Annotated in this window: 19 protein-coding genes and 2 pseudogenes; 10 read left to right on the top strand and 11 right to left on the bottom strand. The window is 73.8% G+C overall.

Annotation, left to right across the window (positions count from 1 at the left end; all coding sequences use genetic code 11):
• Positions 1 to 82: 82 nt before the first annotated feature.
• Positions 83 to 2422: a glycogen debranching protein GlgX gene (gene glgX, locus RVR_RS25900; protein WP_202239162.1), complete on the bottom strand. Its 2340-nt coding sequence runs from the start codon at positions 2420 to 2422 to the stop codon at positions 83 to 85.
• 361 nt (positions 2423 to 2783) lie between these two features.
• On the opposite strand from glgX, the pseudogene RVR_RS25905 reads away from it, so the two are divergent.
• From RVR_RS25905 to RVR_RS25930, 6 genes and pseudogenes are all read left to right on the top strand, one after another.
• Positions 2784 to 3623 (top strand): annotated as a pseudogene (locus RVR_RS25905) (L,D-transpeptidase); the annotation flags it as partial.
• A 423-nt stretch (positions 3624 to 4046) separates the two neighbouring features.
• Positions 4047 to 5219, top strand: coding sequence for a L,D-transpeptidase (locus tag RVR_RS25910; RefSeq protein WP_237404961.1), 1173 nt, complete (start codon positions 4047 to 4049; stop codon positions 5217 to 5219).
• Positions 5220 to 5330: 111 nt separating this feature from the next.
• Complete coding sequence (locus tag RVR_RS25915; protein ID WP_202236322.1) at positions 5331 to 6107, top strand: enoyl-CoA hydratase/isomerase family protein; 777 nt, start codon at positions 5331 to 5333, stop codon at positions 6105 to 6107.
• A gap of 111 nt (positions 6108 to 6218) precedes the next feature.
• A complete protein-coding gene (locus RVR_RS25920; RefSeq protein ID WP_202236323.1) occupies positions 6219 to 6806 on the top strand; it encodes an ATP-binding protein in 588 nt (195 codons plus the stop codon).
• A 475-nt stretch (positions 6807 to 7281) separates the two neighbouring features.
• A complete protein-coding gene (locus tag RVR_RS25925) occupies positions 7282 to 8031 on the top strand; it encodes a hypothetical protein (RefSeq protein WP_202236324.1) in 750 nt (249 codons plus the stop codon).
• A 106-nt stretch (positions 8032 to 8137) separates the two neighbouring features.
• On the top strand, positions 8138 to 9061 hold the full coding sequence (locus RVR_RS25930) for an NADP-dependent oxidoreductase (protein ID WP_202236325.1): 924 nt from the start codon (positions 8138 to 8140) through the stop codon (positions 9059 to 9061).
• A gap of 183 nt (positions 9062 to 9244) precedes the next feature.
• On the opposite strand, the gene RVR_RS25935 is transcribed toward RVR_RS25930, so the two are convergent.
• A complete protein-coding gene (locus RVR_RS25935; RefSeq protein WP_237404962.1) occupies positions 9245 to 10273 on the bottom strand; it encodes a glycoside hydrolase family 16 protein in 1029 nt (342 codons plus the stop codon).
• Between the two features lie 454 nt (positions 10274 to 10727).
• Positions 10728 to 11134, bottom strand: a pseudogene (locus RVR_RS25940) (VOC family protein).
• 82 nt (positions 11135 to 11216) lie between these two features.
• Here RVR_RS25940 and RVR_RS25945 point away from each other — a divergent pair.
• Positions 11217 to 11627 (top strand): SRPBCC family protein, encoded by a 411-nt coding sequence (locus tag RVR_RS25945; RefSeq protein WP_202236326.1) that lies wholly within the window; start codon positions 11217 to 11219, stop codon positions 11625 to 11627.
• A gap of 111 nt (positions 11628 to 11738) precedes the next feature.
• On the opposite strand, the gene RVR_RS25950 is transcribed toward RVR_RS25945, so the two are convergent.
• From RVR_RS25950 to RVR_RS25960, 3 genes are read right to left on the bottom strand one after another with little or no spacing between them, the layout of a single operon-like run.
• Positions 11739 to 12113 (bottom strand): hypothetical protein, encoded by a 375-nt coding sequence (locus RVR_RS25950; RefSeq protein WP_202236327.1) that lies wholly within the window; start codon positions 12111 to 12113, stop codon positions 11739 to 11741.
• Positions 12103 to 12609, bottom strand: coding sequence for a cytidine deaminase family protein (locus RVR_RS25955; protein ID WP_202236328.1), 507 nt, complete (start codon positions 12607 to 12609; stop codon positions 12103 to 12105). Before RVR_RS25955 ends, RVR_RS25950 begins: the two co-directional genes overlap by 11 nt.
• A 58-nt stretch (positions 12610 to 12667) precedes the next feature.
• On the bottom strand, positions 12668 to 13603 hold the full coding sequence (locus tag RVR_RS25960) for an SDR family NAD(P)-dependent oxidoreductase (protein ID WP_202236329.1): 936 nt from the start codon (positions 13601 to 13603) through the stop codon (positions 12668 to 12670).
• A gap of 62 nt (positions 13604 to 13665) precedes the next feature.
• Between RVR_RS25960 and RVR_RS25965 the strand changes: the two genes are divergently transcribed.
• On the top strand, positions 13666 to 14343 hold the full coding sequence (locus RVR_RS25965) for a TetR/AcrR family transcriptional regulator (protein WP_202236330.1): 678 nt from the start codon (positions 13666 to 13668) through the stop codon (positions 14341 to 14343).
• 117 nt (positions 14344 to 14460) lie between these two features.
• Here the strand turns inward: RVR_RS25965 and RVR_RS25970 are convergent, their stop codons facing one another.
• Both RVR_RS25970 and RVR_RS25975 read right to left on the bottom strand, forming a co-directional pair.
• A complete protein-coding gene (locus RVR_RS25970) occupies positions 14461 to 16887 on the bottom strand; it encodes an endonuclease/exonuclease/phosphatase family protein (protein ID WP_202239176.1) in 2427 nt (808 codons plus the stop codon).
• Positions 16888 to 17162: 275 nt separating this feature from the next.
• Positions 17163 to 17942 carry a PadR family transcriptional regulator gene (locus RVR_RS25975; RefSeq protein WP_237404963.1) on the bottom strand — a complete coding sequence of 260 codons (780 nt, stop codon included), beginning with the start codon at positions 17940 to 17942 and terminating at the stop codon, positions 17163 to 17165.
• Positions 17943 to 18111: 169 nt separating this feature from the next.
• Here RVR_RS25975 and RVR_RS25980 point away from each other — a divergent pair, with 169 nt between their 5' ends.
• Complete coding sequence (locus RVR_RS25980) at positions 18112 to 18444, top strand: cupin domain-containing protein (protein WP_202236331.1); 333 nt, start codon at positions 18112 to 18114, stop codon at positions 18442 to 18444.
• Between the two features lie 64 nt (positions 18445 to 18508).
• On the opposite strand, the gene RVR_RS25985 is transcribed toward RVR_RS25980, so the two are convergent.
• Positions 18509 to 19231: a TetR/AcrR family transcriptional regulator gene (locus RVR_RS25985; RefSeq protein ID WP_202236332.1), complete on the bottom strand. Its 723-nt coding sequence runs from the start codon at positions 19229 to 19231 to the stop codon at positions 18509 to 18511.
• A gap of 205 nt (positions 19232 to 19436) precedes the next feature.
• Between RVR_RS25985 and RVR_RS25990 the strand changes: the two genes are divergently transcribed.
• Complete coding sequence (locus RVR_RS25990; RefSeq protein WP_202236333.1) at positions 19437 to 20861, top strand: MFS transporter; 1425 nt, start codon at positions 19437 to 19439, stop codon at positions 20859 to 20861.
• 298 nt (positions 20862 to 21159) lie between these two features.
• On the opposite strand, the gene cutA is transcribed toward RVR_RS25990, so the two are convergent.
• Entirely contained in the window at positions 21160 to 21483 is a 324-nt protein-coding gene (gene cutA / locus RVR_RS25995) for a divalent-cation tolerance protein CutA (protein WP_202236334.1), read from the bottom strand.
• 83 nt (positions 21484 to 21566) lie between these two features.
• The gene (locus RVR_RS26000; RefSeq protein ID WP_202236335.1) at positions 21567 to 21833 is read right to left on the bottom strand and encodes a helix-turn-helix domain-containing protein; all 267 of its coding nucleotides are present in this window, start codon (positions 21831 to 21833) and stop codon (positions 21567 to 21569) included.
• Positions 21834 to 21885: the final 52 nt, after the last annotated feature.

Raw genomic sequence — 21885 nt, forward strand, 5'->3', positions numbered from 1 at the left:
GCCCCAGGCCCGCCCCCGGTCGCCTCCTGCCCTCCCGGCCCCTGCCCTCCCGGCTCCCGCCCGTCCGCCGGCGGCGCCCCGCTCAGTCGACCGCCGGCCGTACCCGCAGCAGCCGCACCGAGCGCGCCGCGACCGTCACCGGCCGCCCCTGCGGCAGCGGTTGTCCGGGCCCGCCGTCCGCGCCGGGCCCCGCCCAGCCGTCCGCCCCGGAATCCGGTCCGGAATCCGGTCCGCCGTCCGGTGCGGCCCCGTCCACCGCCGTGTCGAGCACCGCCTCGTACCCCGACGCCCAGGGCGGCCCCGGCAGCGTGAACTCCACCGGAAGGTGGCCGGCGTGCACGACCAGCAGGAAGCTGTCGTCCACCACCGGCTCGCCGCGCGCGTCCCGCTGCGCGATGTCCTGTCCGGACAGCAGCATCCCCAGCGTCGCGGACGGCGTGAACCAGTCACGCTCGCCCATCTCCCGCCCGTCCGGCCCGAACCACGTCACGTCCGGCAGCCCTTCCGGAGCCAGCGACAGGCCGGAGAAGAAGCCGCCGCGGCGCAGCACCGGGTGCGAGCGGCGCAGCGCGACCAGCCGCGCGGTCAGGTCGAGCAGCGCCGCCCAGGACGGGTCGTCGCGCAGCGACCAGTCCACCCAGCCGGTCCCGTTGTCCTGGCAGTAGGCGTTGTTGTTGCCCTGCTGGGTGCGGCCCATCTCGTCGCCGGCCACCAGCATCGGCACCCCGGTGGACAGCAGCAGCGTGGCCAGCAGGTTGCGCACCTGGCGGTGGCGCAGCGCGAGGACGTCCGGGTCGTCGGTGTCGCCCTCGGCGCCGCAGTTCCAGGAACGGTTGTCGTCGGTGCCGTCCCGGCCGTCCTCGCCGTTGGCCGCGTTGTGCTTGCCGTCGTAGCTGACCAGGTCGCGCAGGGTGAAACCGTCGTGCGCGGTCACGTAGTTGACCGACGCGTACGGCCGCCGGCCGCCCCAGTCGTACAGGTCGCTCGACCCGGACAGGCGGTAGCCGAGGTCGCGCACGTCGGTGGTCGCGCCGCGCCAGAAGTCCCGTACGGTGTCGCGGAAGCGGTCGTTCCACTCCGTCCACAGCGGCGGGAAGGCGCCCACCTGGTAGCCGCCGGCCCCGACGTCCCACGGCTCGGCGATCAGCTTCACCCGGCGCAGCACCGGGTCCTGGGCGATCACCGCGAGGAACGGCGAGAGCATGTCCACGTCGTGCAGCGAGCGGGCCAGCGCGGCGGCGAGGTCGAAGCGGAAGCCGTCCACGCCCATCTCGGTGACCCAGTAGCGCAGGCTGTCGGTGATCAGCCGCAGCACGTGCGGGCGCACCACGTCGAGGGTGTTGCCGCAGCCGGTGTAGTCGGTGTAGCCGCGCGGGTCGGGGCCGAGCCGGTAGTAGCCGCGGTTGTCGATGCCGCGCAGCGACAGGGTCGGGCCGCCCTGGCCGCCCTCCGCGGTGTGGTTGTAGACCACGTCGAGGATCACCTCGATGCCCGCCGCGTGCAGCGCGCGCACCATCCGCTTGAACTCCCCGACCTGGCCGCCCCGGCTGCCGCTGGCGCTGTAGCCGGCGTGCGGCGCGAAGTAGCCGATCGAGTTGTAGCCCCAGTAGTTGGTCAGGCCCCGGCGCAGCAGGTGTTCCTCGTCGGCGAACTGGTGCACCGGCAGCAGTTCCACCGCGGTGACGCCCAGCCGGGTCAGATGCGCGATCGCGGCGGGGTGGGCCAGTCCCGCGTAGGTGCCGCGCAGTTCCGGCGGGACACCGGGGTGCCGCCGGGTGAACCCGCGGACGTGCAGCTCGTAGATGACCGTGTCCGACCAGGGCGTCTTGGGGCGGCGGTCGTCCCGCCAGTCGTCGTCGTCCTCGACCACCACGCCCTTGGGGACGTACGGCGCGGAGTCGCGGTTGTCGCGGACGGTGTCGGCGACGTCCTGCTCGGGCCAGTCGCGCGCGTGGCCGTACACCTCCGGGACCATGGTGAACGCGCCGTCCACCGCCCGTGCGTACGGGTCCAGCAGCAGTTTCGCCGGGTTCCAGCGGGCGCCGGTCCACGGGTCCCAGCGGCCGCCGACCCGCAGGCCGTAGCGCTGGCCCGGGCGCACCCCGGGCACGAAGCCGTGCCACACCTCGTGGGTCAGCTCGGTCAGCGGGGCGCGGGTCTCGGTGCCGTCGTCGGCGAACAGGCACACCTCGACGGACTCCGCGCCGCCCGCCCACAGCGCGAAGTTGGTGCCGGGCGTGCCGTCCGGACCGGTGTGGAAGCGGGCGCCGAGGGGCTGCGGCGAGCCGGGCCAGACGGTGACGGTCCCCGGCGCGCCGCCCAGGGGGAGCGGTCGCGCGCGCTCCTCGCTGCCGCCCTCCGTGCCGGCGGGGTCCGCCGCGTCCGTACGGGGCCCCGGCGCCTCCGCCGGGGCCCCGGATATGCCCGCCGGGCGCGGCGCTTCACGGGGGCCCTGAGCCGGCCGGGGGAGGGCCCCCGCCCGGTCGGCGGCGCCGAACTCGCGCGTCTCGGACACGTGTCTGCCCTCCAGCGGCTCCCGGCGCCGCGGGGCGTCCCGTGCCCGGCGGCCGACCGTGTCTTCCCGCAGGCATTGTTCCCGCGCGGCCGGGCCGTCACCCCGACGCCGCCGCGCAGTCACCAACCCGGCACCACGTCGTTGACCTTGTGTGACAGGTGAGGTGACGCGCGCACGGCGTGCAACGAAGGGTCCGCTCGCGGTGATGGCCGCGGCGGTCGCGGCTCTGGCCGTGCTGGCCGCCGGATGCGGCTCGGGCGGCGACTCGGACGACAAGCCGTACCGGTCGGCGAGCTCCCGCCCGACCACGCAGCCGCCGACGTTCCTCGGCGTCTACAGCCCGGAGGCCGGGACCACCGTCGGCACCGGGATGATCGTCTCCCTGGACTTCACCCGGCCCGTCACCGACCGCGCGGCCGTCGAGCGCGGCGTCAGCGTCACCAGCGTGCCGCCGGTCGAGGTGACCGGCCACTGGTTCGGCGACCGGCGGCTGGACCTGCGCCCGGCGCGGTTCTGGCGGCCGGGCACCCGCGTCACCCTGCACCTGCGGCTGCGCGGCGTCCAGGGAGCCCCCGGGGTGCGGGGCGTCCAGTCCAAGGACGTCGCCTTCTCGGTCGGCCGCGACCAGCACAGCACCGTGGACGTGCGCACCCACACCATGACCGTGGTCCGCGACGGCCGCCTGCTGCGGGTCCTGCCGATCTCCGCGGGCAGCGCCGCGCACACCACGTACAACGGGATCATGATGATCTCCGAGAAGTACCGGGTGACCCGGATGAACAGCAGCACCGTCGGCTTCGGCGGGGAGTACGACATCCCGGACGTGCCGCACGCGATGCGGCTGACCGCCTCCGGCACGTTCGTGCACGGCAACTACTGGTCGCCCCCGTCCGTCTTCGGCGTGCGGGACGTCAGCCACGGCTGCGTGGGCCTGCGCGACGTCAGGGGCGGTGGCGCGGACACGCCCGCCGGGTGGTTCTACGGGCAGTCCGTCGTCGGTGACACCGTGGAGGTGGTGAACTCCGCGGACCGCACGGTCGCCCCGGACAACGGGATGAGCGGCTGGAACCTGAGCTGGCCGCAGTGGGCGGCCGGCTCCGCGCTCTGAGTCCCCGCGGCGGGCACGGACCGGCGTGCGCCTGCCTCCCGCCCCGCCCGACCCCGGCCCCCGGCGCCCGACCCCGGCTCGCGCCGCCCGGCCCCGGCCCGCTCCCGGTTCCCGGTCCGCTCCCGACCCCGGCGCGCGCGGTCGCCGCCGGGGGCGTCCGCACGTCCGCGCACTCCTGTTCCCCCCGGTGAACCGTGCGTTGAGCCCCCGTGTCCTCGGGTAGACACCCGGATGACAGTTGGGACGGAACGGTGACATTCCCGTGGCACGGGCACGCGGTTCATATGGTTTTCTTGCGCTGGCAGGGGGACTTCGGGTGTGTCGCGCGGTATGGGGAATAGGGGAACAGGAACGGTGAAGCCGATACGTGGGGCCCGCAGTGCGAGACGGCACGCGGCTACGGCTCTGGTGCTCGGTGCGCTGATGCTCGTCGTGACCGCGTGCGGTCCGGACGGCGGCGGCAGCAAGGCGAGTTCCGGCAGCGACGACGGCAAGAGCGGGGGCGCCTCGACCAGCGCACCCGACACGACCGTCTCGAAGGCGGTCGTGGACATCGCGCCCAAGGACGGGGCGAGCGACGTCGCGACCACCGGCGCGCTCAAGGTGTCGGCGTCGGACGGCAAGCTGTCCTCGGTGACCGTGAAGGACGACAAGGGCAACCCGGTGGACGGCAGCATCGCCGCCGACGGGCTGTCCTGGGCGCCGAGCGGCCATCTGAACACCTCCACCGAGTACACGGTGGACGCCTCCGCGAAGGACTCCGCGGGCCGCGAGTCCGACAAGCACGCGACCTTCACCACGGTCGTGCCCAAGGACACCTTCATCGGCTTCTTCACCCCCGAGGACAACTCCACGGTGGGCGTCGGCATGGAGGTCTACCTCAACTTCAACCGGCCGATCACCGACAAGAAGGCCGTCGAGGCCGGGCTGAGCGTCACCGCGTCGCCGTCCGTGCCGATCGCCGGCCACTGGAACGGCAACACCCAGCTCTTCTTCCGCCCGCAGGACTACTGGGCGGCCGGCACCAAGGTCACCCTCAAGCTGGACCTCGACGGGGTCGAGGGCGCGCCGGGGGTGTACGGCAAGCAGAACAAGTCGGTGCACTTCACGGTGGCCCGCCGCCAGGTCAGCGTGGTGGACGCGGCCAAGCACACGATGACCGTCTACCGCGACAACAAGGTGCTCAAGACCATTCCGATCTCCTCCGGCGCTCCGGACCACACCACCTACAACGGCAAGATGGTGATCTCGGAGAAGTACATCAAGACCCGGATGAACGGCGACACGGTCGGCTTCGGCGGGGAGTACGACATCCCGGACGTGCCGCACGCGATGCGGCTGACCAACTCCGGCACCTTCATCCACGGCAACTACTGGGCCGCGACCTCCGTCTTCGGCCACAGCAACACCAGCCACGGCTGCGTGGGCCTGCACGACGTGCGCGGCGCGGGCGACCCGGACACGCCGGCCGCATGGTTCTACAACAACTCGATCATCGGGGACGTGGTCCAGGTGATCAACTCCAAGGACAAGACGGTCCAGTGGTACAACGGCCTCAACGGCTGGAACCTGCCCTGGAGCGAGTGGACGGCCTGACCCTGTTCGCTTGCCTCCGGGTGCGGTGACCCGGAAGGCGCGCGCTTTGGTCCGCCCACCGACGGCGGCCCGCCCCTTCGTCGGGGCGGGCCGCCGTCGTACGCTCCGGTCATGACTGATACCCCGGTGACCCTTGAGGTCGAAGACGGCGTCGGCACCATCCGGCTGGACCGGCCTCCGATGAACGCGCTGGACGCGGCGATGCAGGACCTGCTCAAGGAGCTGGCCGAGCAGGCGGCCGCGCGGGCGGACGTGCGGGCCGTGGTGGTGTGGGGCGGCCCCGAGGTGTTCGCGGCGGGTGCGGACATCAAGGAGATGCGGGCGATGGCCTACCAGGACATGGTGGACCGCTCGCGCGGGTTGCAGGACGCCTTCACCGCGGTGGCCCGCATCCCGAAGCCGGTGGTCGCGGCCGTCAACGGCTACGCGCTGGGCGGCGGCTGCGAGCTGGCGCTGTGCGCGGACATCCGGATCGCCGCGGAGGACGCCCGGCTGGGCCAGCCGGAGATCCTGCTCGGCCTGATCCCCGGTGCCGGCGGCACCCAGCGGCTGGCCCGGCTGGTCGGCCCGTCCCGCGCCAAGGACCTGATCTTCACCGGCCGGATGGTCGAGGCGGCGGACGCGCTGGCCATCGGCCTGGTCGACCGGGTGGTGCCGGCCGACGAGGTCCACGCGCAGGCGCTCCAGTGGGCGCGGCGGCTGGCCCGCGGCCCGGCGTACGCGCTGCGGGCCGCGAAGGAGGCCGTGGACGGCGGCCTCGACACCGACCTGACCAGCGGCCTCACCCTCGAACGCAACCTGTTCGCCGGGCTGTTCGCGACCGAGGACCGGGAGATCGGCATGCGCAGCTTCATCGAGAACGGCCCGGGCAAGGCGGAGTTCTCCTGAGCCGGGGCGCCCCCGGGGCCGCCGTCGGTGCGGGCCGCGGAGGTGACGCCGGTTCAGATGAATTCGCGGGGTTACCAGGCGAAGCCGTCGCGTAACGGCCATCATGAAGGCATGGCGGGACGGGGCGGTGCGGAGCAGTCACGGCAGGCGGCTCACGCGGTCGGTGCGGCACCGCTGTTGGCCCCGGAACCGCCCGCGGACGGGCCCGCACGGCTGCCCGCGGAGGTGCCCGCGGCGGCGGACGGCCCGGCGGAGCCCGACGATCCCGACGACACGGCCGCCGCGGCCGCCCGGGCGCTGGAGCTGCTGGGCGACCCCTCGGTCAAGGAGGTCCGCCTCAGCTCACGCCCGGAGTCGGCCGCCACCGCCCGCCGGCTGGCCCTCTCGGCGGTGCGGAAGTGGGGCCTGCCGCACCTGGCCGACACCATGGAACTGCTCGTCTCGGAACTGGTCGGCAACGCGGTGCGGCACACCGGTGCGCAGATGTTCGGGCTGCGGATGCAGCGCCGGCGCGGGTGGCTGCGGGTCGAGGTCCGGGACCCGTCACGGGCGCTGCCGTGTCTGATGCCGGTGCGCGAGATGGACACCAGCGGGCGCGGACTGTGGCTGGTCGACAAGCTCTCCGACCGGTGGGGGGTCGATCTCCAGCCGCGCGGCAAGACCACGTGGTTCGAGCTGCGGGTCATGGACCGGATCTGACGCGGGTGCGCGGAGGGAAACGGGAGGCGGGAGGGCGCGCGGGAAAGGAAGAGGCCCTCCGCGCGTCGGGGGGGATGACTGCGGGGGGCCTCTTCTACATCGCCGCGAAGCAGGGGGGGTGTTCCGCGGCGGTCCGGGAACGGCTCAGCCGTGGTTCTCGGCGGCCGTTGTCTACGACTGTGGCACGGGTCGGGGTGCGAGAGCAAGTTTGGCAAGCGTGTCACTCGCCACAAACCGGGCATATTACTTGGGGATGAAAGGGTGACATGTGCCACCACCTTGTAAATGATGGCTAAACTCTCTCATGACCTTTTCATATAGAGAATGCTTATGTGACTGGTGAGATCCTGTAAGGGTCGATCCCTGATCCCGTGGTGGGGAGATCCCCCCCAGGGACCCGGGGATGTGCCGGATGGGCCGGGCCGCGCCGACGCGAGAGGGTCGGGTGGTCGGGTCGGCGACGTGAGGAGAGCCTGTGGCGGGCACGAGGGCGGCAACGGGGGCGGGCACCGCCCCGGCGGCGGTGCGCGCCGTGCCGGCCTTCCTGCGGTTCGTGGTCTTCGGCGGCGGCGTCACCCTGCTCGGCAGCGCCGCGCTGCTGCTGGTCGGCCACCGCGCGCCGGTCGCCGCCGCCAACGCCGTCGTCACTGTCGTGACCACCCTGCTCGCCACCGAACTCCACACCCGCTTCACCTTCCGGCGCGGCCGGGCCGGCTGGAGCGACCACTGCGCGAGCGGTCTCACCGTCCTGCTGTCGTACCTGTTCACCACCGGCGCGCTGCTCGGCTACGACGCCCTGCACACCGGGGGCGGCGCCCTGCTGCGGCAGGGTGTCTACCTCGCCGCCTCCGGTGCCGCCGGCATCGCCCGCTTCCTGCTGCTGCGGTACGTCTTCGCGCGCACCGGCACCCGCACGCGCACCCGGGCAGCAGTCCCCGTCCCCGTGCCCGCCCGCGTCCGTACGCCGGCTGCCTCGCGGGCCGGCGGGGCGGCCGGGGGCCTCCGGGCGCAGCCGGGCGGACCCGACCCGCGCGCCGCCGCGATCCCGTCGGCCCGCGACGCCGCCGACGCCGCCGACGCCGCCTCGCGCCCGCCGGTGCGGGTGACCGGGGTCGCGGCCGCCATCGCCGCCACGGTGCCGGGCGCCGGCCCCGCGCTGTGGGCCGTCGGCACCGCCTCCGCGCGCGAGGCGGCGCCCGGCCGGCCGAGGATGCTCGCCACGTGACCTTGCACCGCCGACCCGCTGACGCGCGGGACCACCGGACCCGAGCGCCGCAGGCCGACCACCACGAGCCGTCGATGCGGCCGATCCACCAGGAACGGGAGACCCCATGACCAAGGCCATCGCCTTCACCGAGTTCGGCACCGCCGACGTGCTGCACGCCATCGACCTCGACCTGCCCGAGCCGGGCCCCGGACAGGTGCGGATCGCCGTGCGCGCCGCGGGAGTGAACCCGATCGACAGCAAGATCCGGTCGGGCGCCATGCGGCAGGTCTTCCCGGTGTCCTTCCCCCACGTACCCGGCTTCGAGGCGGCCGGTGTGGTCGAGGCGGTCGGCCCCGGGGTCACCGGCCTCGCGGTCGGCGCCGAGGTCTTCGGACGGGTCGCCTCCGGCGCCTACGCCGAGCAGGCCCTCGCGGCCGCCGACGCCCTCCTGCCGAAGCCGGCCGGCCTCGACTGGCCCCGGGCGGCCGCCCTCCTGGTGGCCGCCGAGACCACCTACCGCGCGCTGGAGCGCCTCGACCTGCACCCCGGTGAGACCCTTCTCGTGCACGGCGCGGCCGGCGGGGTCGGCTCCGTCGCCGTCCAGTTCGCGGTCGCCCGCGGCCTGAAGGTGATCGGCACCGCGAGCGAGGCCAACCACGAGCGGCTGCGCGCGCTCGGCGCCGTACCGGTCCGCTACGGCGACGGGCTCGTGGAGCGGGTGCGGGCCGTCGCGCCGGACGGGGTGGACGCCGCCTTCGACCTGGCCGGGCGGCCGGACGCGCTCGCCGACTCGGTCGAGCTGACCGGCGGCACCGCGCGGGTCGTCACCGTCGCGGACGCCGCCGCGGCGAAGGAGGCCGGTGTCGCGTTCACCGGTGGCGGCGACGCCGACCGCAGCCGGCCCGCCGTGGAGGAGGCGTTCGCCCTGCTCGCGGGCGGAGGACTCCGGCTCGCCGTGCACCGCGCCTACCCGCTCGACCGGGCGGCCGACGCGCAGCGGGAGAGCGAGGGGGGACACGCGGCCGGAAAGATCGTCCTGACCGTGTGACCGTGTGACCGTGTGACCGCGAACCCGTGGCCCCGTCCCCGCGCTATGCCGTGGGGGGTGCGGACGTGGCACGGGTGGGCCGGACTCGTCAGTCCGGTCCACCCGTGGGTCATCGTGGGTCGTGCGGTGCGGTGCGGTGCGGTGCGCGGTGTGGTGGGGTGCTCTCGGCGCCGGAACGGCGCCCTACGGCGCCTTGTTGTAGACCGCGACGTAGTCGATGTTCATCTGGCCGCCCGACACGGTCGAGGCGTTGGGGCCGCCGCCGAACGCGTCGGGGAAGCCGCCGCCCATCGCCAGGTCGTAGATGATGAAGAACGGGTGGTCCACGGCGTTCGCCCACGTGGTGGCGTCCACCTGCGTGGAGTTGACGGTGAAGTAGTTCTGGCCGTCGAGGTACCAGCGGATCTGCTCGGGCGAGGTCGAGCGGTCGATCTGCACGGCGTAGGTGTGGTAGCCGGTCTGGCAGCCGGAGCAGGCCTGCTCGCCGGAGCCGATGCCGGTCGACTCGTTGCAGGGGCCGCCCGGGTTGGTGCCGCAGTGCAGCGTGCCGAAGACCGAGCTGCGGGCGTTGATGTCCTCCAGGATGTCCACCTCGCCGGAGGTCGGCCAGGTGGTGCCGGTGCGCAGCGTCGAGCCGAGCATCCAGAACGCCGGCCAGTAGCCCGCGCCGTTGGCCGTGGTCAGGTCCGGCTGCTGGATCGAGGACTGCATCATCACCACGCCGCCGGCGGGCGCGCCGAAGCTGTCGCTCTGCGTCTCGATCCGGCCCGAGGTCCAGCCGGAGGCCGGGTCCGAGCCGTCGTGCAGCGCCTTGAGCACCAGGTGGCCGCTGCCGTCCTCATAGACGTTCGACGTGCTGTCGGTCATCGTCTCGATCTCACCGGTGCCGAAGTTGCTGCCCGGGCCGGTGTCGTACTTCCAGTCCGACGAGGGCACGCCGGTGTTCGCGGCGCCGTTGAAGTCGTCGCTCCAGGTGGTGGTGAAGCCGGCCGGCGGCGCGGGCACGTCGCTGGGCGCGACGGCGGTGGTCGCGGTCGGGGAGGCCGCGCTCCCGGTGCCCGTCGCCGCGGTCATCCCGGCGAGGCTCAGCGCGGCGACGGCCACCGCGGTCAGCGCCAACCGCACCCTCGACCTGCGGCGGCGTGCCGCGCGGCCGGTGGGGGCCGGTGCGCCCGGCGCCATCTCCTGCTCTGGTAGCTGTCCGCTGGACATGCGATCTCCTGTCCCGATCGGATGGTGTGGGGGGTGGCGCCCGTCGGCGCCGAAGTGGCCGGAGCGAGCGCGGAGTTCACGGAGCGTGCCGGGCACGGTCCGCCGTGCCCGGCGCGCGGGGCCCGCCGCCGGCGGTCGGAGCCGTCTGCGGCACCGTCTGCGGCGGCGCTCCCGCGCGTGCTGCGGGCATGCGTTCGGCATGCGGCTCTCCTGCCCGGGTGGGGGACCGTGTACAGGGTTCATCTCTCCGTGAGAGCGCTCTCTCCCGGTCAGACAAGAGGTCTAGTGCCCTGGTTTCCCGCAGTCAACCCGAGTTCCCGGGAGCCGACGTGTCCCACACAAACCCTGCGCAACTCCCGCCCCACCCCTCCGGGGGCGGCGTGGTTTCGCCCGGGCGGCCCCCCGGCCCCCCGGCCCCGCCGGCCCGGCCGCCGGGCCCGGCCCATGCCGCCCGCTACCGGCCGCTCCCGGTGGGCCGGTTCGGCTGGATCAGGTCCCAGCGGTTGCCGTACGGGTCCCGGAAGACGGCCACGGTGCCGTAGGGCTCCCGCCGGGGCGCCTCCTCGAACACGACGCCGGCCGCCCGCATGCGCGCGTGGTCGTGGTCGAACGCGTCGGTGTGCAGGAACCAGCCGACCCGGCCGCCGGTCTGGTCCCCGATGCGGGCCGCCTGCGCGCCGCTCGCGGCCCTGGCCAGGAGAACGGCCGTCTCACGGGCCCCGGCGGGGCGACCACCACCCACCGCTTCCCGTCGTCGACGCGGGTGTCCTCCAGCAGGGCGAAACCGAGCGCGTCCCGGTAGAAGGCGATGGCCTCGTCGTAGTCGCGCACGACCAAGGTCACCAGCCCGAGATGGGTCATCGGGCGATCCTGTCCCGACGCGGCCCGGGCGCGCCACCGCATTCCCGCGGCCCCGCCGGTCGCCGGGACTAGCATCGGCGCCATGAAGAGTGCCGGCAGCGCATCGCGCCACCTGAGCGTCCATGTCGACCGCACCGTCGAGGAGGTCTACGCCTACGCGTCGGACCCGGCGAACCTCCCCGCGTGGGCGCGGGGGCTCGGCGGTTCGATCACGCGGATCGACGGCCGGTGGGTGGCGGAGTCGTCCCCCATGGGGCGGGTCGAGGTGGCGTTCGTCCCGCGCAACGACCTCGGCGTGCTCGACCACGACGTGACGCTGCCCTCGGGGGAGACCTTCCACAACCCGGTCCGGGTGATCCCCGACGGCTCGGGGAGCGAGGTGGTCTTCACGCTGCGCCGGCAACCCGGGACGAGCGACGCCGACTTCGAGCGCGACGCCGACACGGTCGCCGCCGACCTCGACCGCCTCCGGGAGATCCTGGAGTCCGCGTAGCCCCCGGCGCCTGTCCGGCGGATCGTGCCGGTCGAGCCCGCGGCCCGGCGGGACCCGGCCCAGGGGGATCGACCCGGTGGCGTACGGCCAGGCCGCACCGGGCGCCGTGCTTCATCTGCGTGCGGCTGCGGCGGTGAACAGCTCCCAGCCGTCGAACTGCCGGGCCGCCGGGGCGCTCGGGTCCCAGCCGCGCGCGGTGGCCTCGTCGAGGAACGCCCGCACGGTGCCGGGTTCGTGGAGGTTCAACCAGGCGCCGCCCCCGGTGCCGACGGCGCCGGAGGGGGCGTAGCCGTCGGCGATCATCCGCCCGGGGCCGCCGCGGAAGACGATCAACAGGTGCCCGTGCGTGCCGAGTCGGCGCAGGCGCAGCACTTCCCGGCAGTCCGTCCACCGGCCTGCCTCGCCCTCGTGCCGGTGCCGCACCGACCACAGGAACGTGGCGTCGCCGACGGCGAGACGACGGGTCGCGGCTCTGCTACGCGTCACCGTTCGATCGTAACTCCGGCTGCTCGCCCCCGCCTTGGTCCGCGTCGAGCTGGTGGTCGGCCCAGACGTAGCTCTCGGGGAGCAGTTCGGCGACCGGGACGGCCCGCAGGCGGTCCCCGGCGCCGACGATGACACGGAGCGCGGGGAAGTAGTCGAGCAGTACCTGCCGGCAGCGGCCGCACGGCGGCACGACCCCGCGGTCGCGGTCGCCCACCGCGACCATCGTGACGAGGTCGTCGACGCCCGAGGTGGCCGCCGCGCCGATCGCGACCAGCTCGGCGCAGGGGCCGCCGGTGAAGTGGTAGACGTTCACCGCGGTGACGATGCGGCCGTCCCGGGCGCGGGCCGCCGCGGCCACGGTGTGGTTGTCGCCCCGGCAGGCCGTGGCCGCGACCTCGGCCGCCGCCCGGATCAGCTCGTGGTCGACGGGCCCGGGCCCGGGTGCGGTCGGCGGCCCGCCGATGGGCCGGGCCGGGTGCTGTTGCGGTGGGGTCATCTTCGAAGCCTTCGTACGGTGCCGGTCGGTCGCCTCCCAGCTTGCCCTGTCGGCCGCCTCACGCGGGGGAGCCGGTCCGGGCGGAACCCGCCGGCCAGGCCACTCCGGTCAGCCGCTCCGACATCGTCCACAGCCGGCGGGCGAGTTCGGCGTCCTGCGCGGCCGCGGAGCGGGGGATCGGCTCGGCGGACCCGCGCATGTGCGCGAGGTGGCGCGGACCGGTGAAGCTGTTCCCGGGCAGGTCGGCGACGGCCGCGAACAGCACGGGAAGCGCGCCCTGTTCGGGGCTCTGCGCCAGCAGCCGCACCATGACCCTGGAGACGGGGCCGTTCTCGCGGTAGATCGCGGTGTCGACGTAGCCGGGGTGCGCCGCGTGGGCCCGCACATCCGAACCGGCGGCCGTCAGGCGCCGTTGCAGTTCCGCGGTGAACAGGAGGTTCGCCAGCTTGACCTGGCCGTAGACGCGCGACGACCGGTACGGCGTGGCCGTCGCAGGGTCCCCCGGCCGCGGGCCGCGGTTCATCGCCTCCAGGGCGTCGAGTCCGGCGAGGTCGAGGCGGGCGAACCGCTCGGCCTGCGAGGCCACCGTCACCACGCGGCCGGTGAGGTGTTCGAGGAGCAGGGTGGTGAGGGCGAAGTGGCCGAGGTGGCCGGTGCCGAACTGCAACTCGAACCCGTCGGCGGTGTGCCGGAGTTCGGACGGGGGCGGCGCGGCGGCGTTGTTGACCAGGAGGTCGACCGGCCCCTCCCAGTGCGCGGCGAAGTCCCGTACGGACGCGAGGTCGGCGAGGTCCAGCGCGCGGACCTCGGTCGTGCCGGGGAGGTGCTCCGCGGCGGCGCGGCCCTTCCCGACGTCGCGCACGGCGAGGACGACGTGGGCGCCGGCCGCCGCGAGGGCACGGGTGGTGGCCAGCCCGACGCCGCTGTTCGCCCCCGTCACGATCGCCGTTCGTCCGGTGAGGTCGGGCACGTCGGCAGCAGTGAATGTCGTCATGACGGCAAAAGTAGTCACTGCCTACAATGATGTCAATGACAACATCGGCGTATGCTGGCGGCATGCCGGACCGCCCGTACCACCATGGACACCTGCGCGCCGCCCTGCTCGCGGCGGCCGAGCGCACGCTCCGCGAGAGCGGGGCCGAGCAGATCTCGCTGCGCGACCTCGCCCGCCAGGTCGGGGTCAGCCATGCCGCCCCCAGCCGGCACTTCCGCGACCGGCAGGCGCTGCTCGACGCGCTCGCGGAGGTCGGGTTCGCCCGGCTCGGCGCGGAGATCGCCGCCGCGGTCGACGCGTCGGGGCGGACGGGGGCGCGTGGCGCTGCCGGTGCGGGGGAGGCCGGTGCGGAGGAGGACGGTGCGGAGGAAGCCGGCGCGGAGGAGGGCGGCACCGTGGGCCGGGCCGGCTTCGAGGCGCAGTTGCGCGCGGTGGCGACGGGCTACGTCCGCTTCGCGGTCGAGGACGCCGCGCTGCTGGAGCTGATGATGGCGGTCAGGAAGGACGAGGGGGCGGACGCCAAGACGCCGGAGCGGCCGTACGTCCTGCTCGACGAGCTGATCCGCCGAGGCCACGCGTCGGGCTGTCTCGCGCCAGGCGACCCGGGCCGCCTGGTGCTGATCGTCCTGGCCACCTTCCAGGGCATCGCCGCGCTGGTGACCTCCCGCAGGGTGCCCCTGGACCGGATCGACGCGCTCGTGGCGGACGCGGCCGCGCTCTTCGTGCGGCACGACGACTGAGGGCGCGACGACTGACGGCACGCCGCCGCGGGCCGCCCCCGCGGAAGACGTGACGGCCGGCGGTGGCAACGGAAGGTGCCACCGCCGGCCGTCAACAGGCCGTGCCTCGCAGGGTGGTTACGGCTTCAGCCGCACGATCTGCGGGTCGTGGTCGCTCGTCTGGTCGGCGAACTCGGAGTTGATGTGGACCACGTCGTAGTCCACCCGCTTGTCGAGGTCGGGGCTGACCAGGATGTGGTCGAGCACCTGCGAGTTGCCCTCGTAGACGTAGGAGTAGCGCTCCGCCGCCGGGAGGGTGTTGACCAGGTCGGTCAGCGTCTTGCCGTTGTCGGTGAGCGAGGTCACCGCGGGCGAGAACTGGTAGTCGTTGAGGTCGCCCAGGACGACGACGTCGGCCTTCGGGTCGGCGGCCTCCAACTGCGCCACGAAGTCGTGCTCCAGGATCGCCTGGCGCACCCGCTGCACCTCGGAACTGCGCACCGGCGGCTGGAAGCGGCTGTCGATGCCCTGGTCGCCGCCCTTGCTGTCGAAGTGGTTCGCGATCACGAACAGCTTCTTGCCGCGGAAGGTGAACTCCGCCGCCAGCGGCTTGCGGCTGCTGTCCCAGGCGGGGTCGTTCGGCGCGATCCGGCCGGGGGAGGCGGTGAGTTGGGTCGCGTCGCCCTTGCCGGTGATGCCGACGGCGGTCGTCGCGTCACCGCCGGCGCGGTCGACGAAGCTCACCCGGTCGGGGTTGAAGAGGAACACCGAGCGGATGTTGCCGCCGGGCTCGCCGCCGTCCTTGTCGTTGACCGGGTCGATCTCCCGCCACTGGTAGTGCGGGCCGCCCGCGGCGGCGATCGCGGCGGTGAGCTTCGTCAGCGTCTGGTCGGCGGCGACCACGCCGTCGTCCGTGGCGCCGTCGTTGTCCTGGATCTCCTCCAGCGCCACCACGTCGGGCGACCGCAGGTTGGTGACCAGGCCCTTGGCCAGGGCGTCGAACTTCGACTGCGCGTTGTCGGGCGCCAGGTTCTCCACGTTGTACGTGGCGATGGTGGCCTGGCTCGACGACGCCTTGGCGGTCACCTCGGGCGTGATCCCGCCGCTCTTGACGGTCCCGAGGGTGCGCGCCTGGATCGCGTACGTGCCGCCGAACTGGTTGTAGTCCAGCGGGCCGGTGGTGGTGCCCTTCAGCGTGTCGCCGACGTCGGCGGTCGGGAACGCCGAGGTGGAGGTCGGGATGAGCGACTGCACCATCAGGCGGCCGGAGTTGGGCGCGTCGTAGCCCGTGTAGAGGGTGCCGCCGCGCTTGGTCGGGTTCTGCTTCGGCTTCACCGTGACCCACAGCTCGGAGTACGGGTCGGTGGCGCCGACCACCCGGCTGCTGCCGATCTGGACGTTCATCCCTTCGAGGGAAGCGTACAAATCGAGCGCGTATTCGGACGGGCGCAGGGGGAGGCTCTCGATGGAACCGCCGCCCGCGCTGGGCGCGAAGGAGTCCGGCACCTCCTTGTCGTCCAGCACCACCGGGGCGGGCACCGGGTTGCCGCTGGAGACCGTGGTCACCGTGGGCTTGGTGATCTCCGTGACGGCCTGTCCGCCGACGGTGGTCCCCCCGGGGTAGTAGTCCGAGACCGTACCGGCGACGGAGACGCTGTCGCCGACGGAGACCGTGGGAGTGGAGCCGGTGTAGACGAAGACGCCCTCGCTGGTGCGCGGGTCGCTGTCCGGGTGCGGGTCCTGGAACCAGAAGCCCTGCGAGGAACCGTAGGCGCGCACGCCGGTGACGATGCCGGTGGCGCCGCTGACCGCCTTGCCCTCGTACGGCGACACCCGGGTGTCCCCCTGGATGTCGTGGATCTTCACCGCGGCCGGCGGCGAGGTCGGCGGCGAGGTGGGCGGGCTGGTCGGCGGCGGCGTCGGGCCGCTGCCGCCGGTGCCCGCGGCGTTCTGCGGGGTCGGGTCGCCGGCGGTGAAGTCGGCCGCGTTGTCGTCGGTGTCGGCCAGCGCGGAACCGCGCGCCACCGACGCGGTGTTGCTCGCCCCGGCGGCCGGGCCGCTGCCCTCGTGCACCACGGCCGTGCCGAAGCCGACGAGGTCCTTCACCCGCGAGTCCGCGGCGCAGTCGGCTGCCGTCACGCAGGTCAGCGCGTCCGTGCCCTGCACCAGGGCGATGGTGCCGGAGGTGGCGGACATCGCGATGGTGCCGGTCGCGTCCGGCGTCGGCAGCGCGGTGCTGCCGCCGGTGCCGGCGACCTCGCCGACCAGGTAGCGGCCGCCCGCGGCGAGCGAGCCGGTCAGCGGGGTGGCCTGCCACTTGGAGGTCGCGGTCGGCGCCCCCGACAGGTACTGGATGCTGTAGTCGCTCAGGTCCAGCGCTGAGGCACCGGAGTTGGCCAGCTCGACGAAGTCGTTGGTGTACGTGGCGCCGGCGTTGCCGCCACCGCCGTACACCTCGGCCACCACGGCGTCGGCGGACGGCGTGGCGAAGGCGGAGTGGACGCCGATGCCCGCCAGGACCACGGCACCGGCTATGCCGAACGGCAGGACCCGCTTGCGCAGCAGGGCCGGGCGCGGCGGGGGCGTTGCGGACCCGGCCTGCGCGGCCTGCCCGCTCGTACCGGGTCTCGCGGGGCGCGACGCGCCCTCAGGGGAGTGCGACACCGGAGTGGATCTCCTTTGTGCGGTGGGCGATTTACGGTGCCGCGGGCGCACCGCCCCCGGAGAGGGAGGAGGAGACACGCGCGAACGCGCTCAAGATACGCGCGTAGATCTGGCCGCAGAAGGTATTCGGAGTTAATTCTCGGTACCCGTTGTGGTGGGACCGGTCACGGAGCGCGTCACGCGGGCGGGGGAGGGGCCCCGGGAGCGCGGGTCCGGGCAGGGGGTGCGGCGTCGTTCGGGGCCCTGTCGGCTGGGGCGGAAGGCGCCTGCGGCGCCCGGGGGTTCGGGTCGGCGCAGGAGGCGGCGCTGTCGCCGGCGGTGCTGTCGGGAGCGGTGCGGGCGGGTGAGGTCCGGTCGGGAGGGGTACGGGCGGCGTGACCGTCGGACGCGTGGTCGGGCTCGTCCTCGGCGGGGGTGGTGGCGGCTGCTGCTTCCGCCCGGGCGTCGGCTTCGAGTTGTTCGGCGGCCCAGCGCGCCCACTCGGCGGTGGCGGCGGACAGGCGCACGCCGAGCTCGGCCGCGTAGGCGCCGAACCCGGAACCGCCGCCGGCGGACGCCAGGTCGCGCAACCGGCCGATCTCCTCGGCCCGTTCGCGGTGGAACCGCTCCTCGGCCCTGGCCAGGCCGGCGGCGACCTCCGGGCCGAGCGTGGGCAACAGGAAGGCGCGCAGCGCGACTTCGCTGCGCACGGTGCGGCTCGGCTCGACCCCGGTGAGCCAGCACCGCAGTTCCTCGCGGCCGGACCCGGTGACGTAGTAGCGCTTGCGGCCGCGCGGTCCGGTGTCCTCCACGCCGATCAGGCCGGCTTCGAACATGCGGGCCAACTCCGGGTAGACCTGGCTGTGTCGCGCCGCCCAGACGTGGCTCAGCGACCCGGCGAAGTCCCGGGTGAGCGCGTATCCGCTGGAGGGGCCGCGAGAGGCCAGCAGGCCCAGCAGCGCCATGCGCAGCGACATCGTGCTCCACGCTCCTTCCGTCGGATCGGGTGAACGGCCGCGCGGGCGCGCGCTCGGGCGCGGCCGCACGGTAAAGTCCCACCTGTCAATGTTGACAGGTCCGTTGGGACAGCGAGCCGCCGAACCACCGTACGAGACCGGGCACATCACACGCGGGAAAGAGGAGACGATGACCGATCTGCCCAAGGGCTGGGACATCGCCCACGACGGCGAACTCGCCGGCACCGAATGGATTCCCTGGGGCACGGACGGCAGGGCCCGGGCGAAGATCGCGGCCCGCGCCGACGGCTACCACGTGGCCGTGGTCGAGGCCGAGCCCGGCTACCGCACCGACCCGCACATCCACGAGAACACCGAGTTCTTCTACCTGATCGAGGGCCGGGTCAGCAACCAGGGCCACACGATCACCGCCGGCGGCCTCTTCGCGGCCGCGGTGGGCTCGGAGCACAACGACTTCGTGGCCGAGACCAAGGTGAAGTACCTCTCGATCTTCAAGCTCTGACGTCGCGTCACCCGCCCCACCCCTCGCGGACCGGCGGACTTCAGGGCGTCCCGGGCCGGCACGCCTATCCGGCTGCCGGCAGGGACACGCTCTGGAGGCCGCGCAGGCCCGTGACGATCAGTTGGACCCCGCGCCGGTAGTACAACTCGGCGCTCACACACGCCGTCAGGGGCGCGGCGGCGGCCACGATGCGGGGGTAGCGGCGCGGCGAGAGCGCGCCGAGCCGGGCCCGCTCGGTGCGGACCGCCGCCTCCTGCTCCTCGCTGTCGCCCGACGCCTTCCCGGGCTCGCCGATCACCAGGGTGATCAGTGACGCCAGGACGTGGCAGGCGCTGTCCGCGGACTGCTGGACATCCATGCCGCCGGCGTCGAGGTGCATGAGCACCCGCTCGGTGAGGTCGAGGCCCGGCTCGCTCCCGGTGATCCGGGTGAGCAGCAGCATGGCGGCGTTCGGATGCGGCACCAGCGCCTCCAGCACCGCGGCCAGCACGTCCTCCAACTGCGCGTACCAGGGCCGGTCGTCCGGCGGCGGCAGCTCGACCGACGCGAGCAGGCTCTCCGCAACGGCGTCGAGCAGGCCGTCCTTGTCCGGGAAGTGCCGGTAGAGGGCCATCGGCGTCACGTCGTGCTGCTGGGCGACCCGGCGGATCGTCACGGCGTCCAGGCCGTCCGCGTCGGTCACGGCCAGGGCCGTCGCGATCAGCTCGTCGCGGTTGAGTCGCTTGTGCGCGGCCATCTCTCGCCTTCCGATCAGCTCGGTGGTGTCCATCGTACGCAGGCCCGGCACCCGCGATCCCCCGCCGCTTCGGCTTCTCCGGCCGCTCCGGCTCCCCCGTCGCTCCGGCTCCCTCCGTCGCCGCGGCCCACCCGACGTTTACAACGTACACATTCCCTGTATGGTGACTCCGTAAGCATACGCCGTACACATCCTGGCGTGTGCGTCCTTTCCGGCCTGCCCGGATCAGCCACCACCAGTCACCTGCGGAGACGTCATGCGACGCAGTCCCTGGGCCACGCTCACCGTGCTGGCCCTCGCCCAGTTCATCGTGGTGCTCGACGTGACGATCGTGAACGTCGCGCTGCCCGACATCCAGTCCGACCTCGGCTTCAGTACCGACGGCCTGCAATGGGTGATCAGCGGTTACACCCTGCTCTTCGGCGGCTTCCTGCTCCTCGGCGGGCGCGCGGCCGACCTGCTCGGCGCCCGGCGGGTCTTCGTCGCCGGACTCGTCCTGTTCGGCGCCACCTCGCTCGCCGGCGGCCTTGCCGGCTCGCCCGGTCTGCTGATAGCCGCCCGCGCGGTCCAGGGACTGGGCGGCGCGATGCTCTCCCCGGCCGCGCTGTCCATCCTCACCGTGACGTTCGAGCACGGCCGCCGCCGCAACATCGCGATGGGCATCTGGGGCGGGCTCGCCGGTCTCGGCGGCACCCTCGGCGTGGTGGCCGGCGGCGTGCTGGTCGACTCGTTCAGTTGGCGCTGGGTCTTCATCGTCAACGTGCCGATCGTGGTCGGCCTGGTGATCGCCGCTCCGCTGTTCGTCCGGCACTTCCCGCCGCGCGCCGGCGCCCGGTCGTTCGACCTGCCGGGCGCGCTGCTGGGCACCGGCGGCCTGCTCGCGGTCGTCTACGGCGTGGTGCGCGCCGAGCCGGTCGGCTGGTCGTCCTTCGAGGTGATCGGCTGCCTGGTGGCCGGGGTCGCCATGCTGGTCGGCTTCGTGCTGGTCGAGGCCCGCGCGGCGGCGCCGCTCGTACCGCTGCGGCTGCTGCGCTCCCGCGCGCTGAGCACGGCCGGCGGCGCGCTGGCGCTCAACGGCGCCGGCTTCCTGTCGATGTTCTTCCTCACCGCGATCTTCCTCCAGCAGGTCAGGCACGGCAGTGCGCTGCACGCCGGGGTCGAGTTCCTGCCGATGGGCGGCACCGCGATCTTCGGCGCGGTCGCGGCCACCCCGCTGGTCACCCGGTTCGGCACCCGCCCGGTGCAGATCGGCGGCGCGCTGATGAGCACCGCCGGGCTGCTGCTGCTCACCACGGCCGGCGCCGAGGGGTCGTACGCCGGCCAACTCCTGCCCGGGCTGCTGCTGTTCGGTGCCGGCATCACCTCGGTGGCGGTGCCCGCGCAGATCGCCGCGGTCGCCGACGTCTCCGCCCACGAGGCCGGGGCCGCCTCGGGTGTGGTCACCGCCTTCAACCAGGTCGGCGGCGCGCTCGGGCTCGCGGTGGTCTCCACGCTGTCCACCTCGAAGTCCACCTCCGCCCTGGCACACGGCAGTTCGCCCAGTGACGCGCTGGTGGCCGGGTTCCACCGCGGACTGGTGGTCGCGGCGGCCTTCATGGTGGTGGCGATCGTGGTCACCGCGATGTCGCCGCGGCTGGCGCCGACCGCCGAGCAGGTGGCGGAGGCCGCCGCGGCGGCGTGAGGCCCGTGCCGGTCATCCGGCGCGGTGCGCCTGCCGTTCGTCCCAGCCGCGCTGCTCCTCCGACCTGAACTGCTCCTCCGACCTGAGCCGCTCCTCCGACCTGACCTGCTCCTACGGCCCGCGCTGCCCCCCAGCCCGCGCTGCTCCTCCGACCCGCGCTGCTCCTCCGACCCGCCGCCCGCCCGTACCGACCGGCTCCCCCCGGGCGGCGCGGGCGGGCGGTCGTGTGGGCGGTCGCGTGTACGGCCGGGGCGGAGCCGTACCGCGCACAGCGGAACGGACGCGCGCCGGCCGCGGATCAGCCCGCGGCCGTCTCCGCGTCGAGCCATGCCAGGTAGGGCGTGCCGCCCCTCTCGATCGGCACCGCGATGATCTCCGGGGTGTCGTAGGTGTGGGCGGCGGTGAGCACCGCTTCGAGCGCGTCGTACCGCTCGGCGGTGGTCTTCAGCAGTACCCGCCACTCCTGCTCGGCCTGGACCGCGCCCTCCCACCGGTACACGGAGCGGATCGGGCCGTCGATCTGCGCGCAGGCCGCGGCGCGTGCCTCGACCGCGGCCCGCGCCAGTTGCTCGGCGCGCTCGGCGCTGTCGGTCGTGGTCAGCACGGCGAGGTACCCGGACACGGGGCCTCCCTGGGTCGTCGGGGCTGGGTGGGGTTCGGTGGGGCGGGCGGAGCGTCCCCGCGCGGGCCCGGTCGTCCGGGTTCCTACGCGCTCAGGGCGTGCGGCTCGGGGTCGGCGCACTCGGCGGCCAGCCGGTCGGCGGACAGGCCGAGGGCGCCGGCGAGGGCGGTGATCGTGAAGAAGGCCGGGGTGGGAGCGCGACCGGTCTCGATCTTGCGCAGCGTCTCCGCGGAGATGCCGGCGGCCGCCGCGACGGCGGTCATGCTGCGGTCGCCGCGGGCTGTGCGCAGCAGGGCGCCGAGACGTTCGCCGCGGGCCCGCTCTTCGGGGGTGAGGGGAGTTCGCACCATGGACGTGATACTAATACCGGGATAGTTATCCGGTATGAGAATGGGGTAGATT

Source organism: Streptomyces sp. SN-593 (genome assembly GCF_016756395.1).
In the GTDB taxonomy this organism is placed as follows: Bacteria; Actinomycetota; Actinomycetes; order Streptomycetales; family Streptomycetaceae; genus Actinacidiphila; species Actinacidiphila reveromycinica.

Bases quoted from the DNA above. Each gene is read 5' to 3' on its own strand.
- RVR_RS25990 (WP_202236333.1), top strand. From the start codon at position 19,437: ATGCGACGCAGTCCCTGGGCCACGCTCACCGTGCTGGCCCTCGCCCAG.
- RVR_RS25955 (WP_202236328.1), bottom strand. From the start codon at position 12,609: ATGACCCCACCGCAACAGCACCCGGCCCGGCCCATCGGCGGGCCGCCG.
- RVR_RS25960 (WP_202236329.1), bottom strand. From the start codon at position 13,603: ATGACGACATTCACTGCTGCCGACGTGCCCGACCTCACCGGACGAACG.
- RVR_RS25930 (WP_202236325.1), top strand. From the start codon at position 8,138: ATGACCAAGGCCATCGCCTTCACCGAGTTCGGCACCGCCGACGTGCTG.
- RVR_RS25935 (WP_237404962.1), bottom strand. From the start codon at position 10,273: ATGTCCAGCGGACAGCTACCAGAGCAGGAGATGGCGCCGGGCGCACCG.
- RVR_RS25945 (WP_202236326.1), top strand. From the start codon at position 11,217: ATGAAGAGTGCCGGCAGCGCATCGCGCCACCTGAGCGTCCATGTCGAC.
- RVR_RS26000 (WP_202236335.1), bottom strand. From the start codon at position 21,833: ATGGTGCGAACTCCCCTCACCCCCGAAGAGCGGGCCCGCGGCGAACGT.
- RVR_RS25915 (WP_202236322.1), top strand. From the start codon at position 5,331: ATGACTGATACCCCGGTGACCCTTGAGGTCGAAGACGGCGTCGGCACC.
- RVR_RS25965 (WP_202236330.1), top strand. From the start codon at position 13,666: ATGCCGGACCGCCCGTACCACCATGGACACCTGCGCGCCGCCCTGCTC.
- RVR_RS25910 (WP_237404961.1), top strand. From the start codon at position 4,047: ATGCTCGTCGTGACCGCGTGCGGTCCGGACGGCGGCGGCAGCAAGGCG.
- RVR_RS25980 (WP_202236331.1), top strand. From the start codon at position 18,112: ATGACCGATCTGCCCAAGGGCTGGGACATCGCCCACGACGGCGAACTC.
- RVR_RS25920 (WP_202236323.1), top strand. From the start codon at position 6,219: ATGGCGGGACGGGGCGGTGCGGAGCAGTCACGGCAGGCGGCTCACGCG.
- RVR_RS25975 (WP_237404963.1), bottom strand. From the start codon at position 17,942: ATGTCGCTGCGCATGGCGCTGCTGGGCCTGCTGGCCTCTCGCGGCCCC.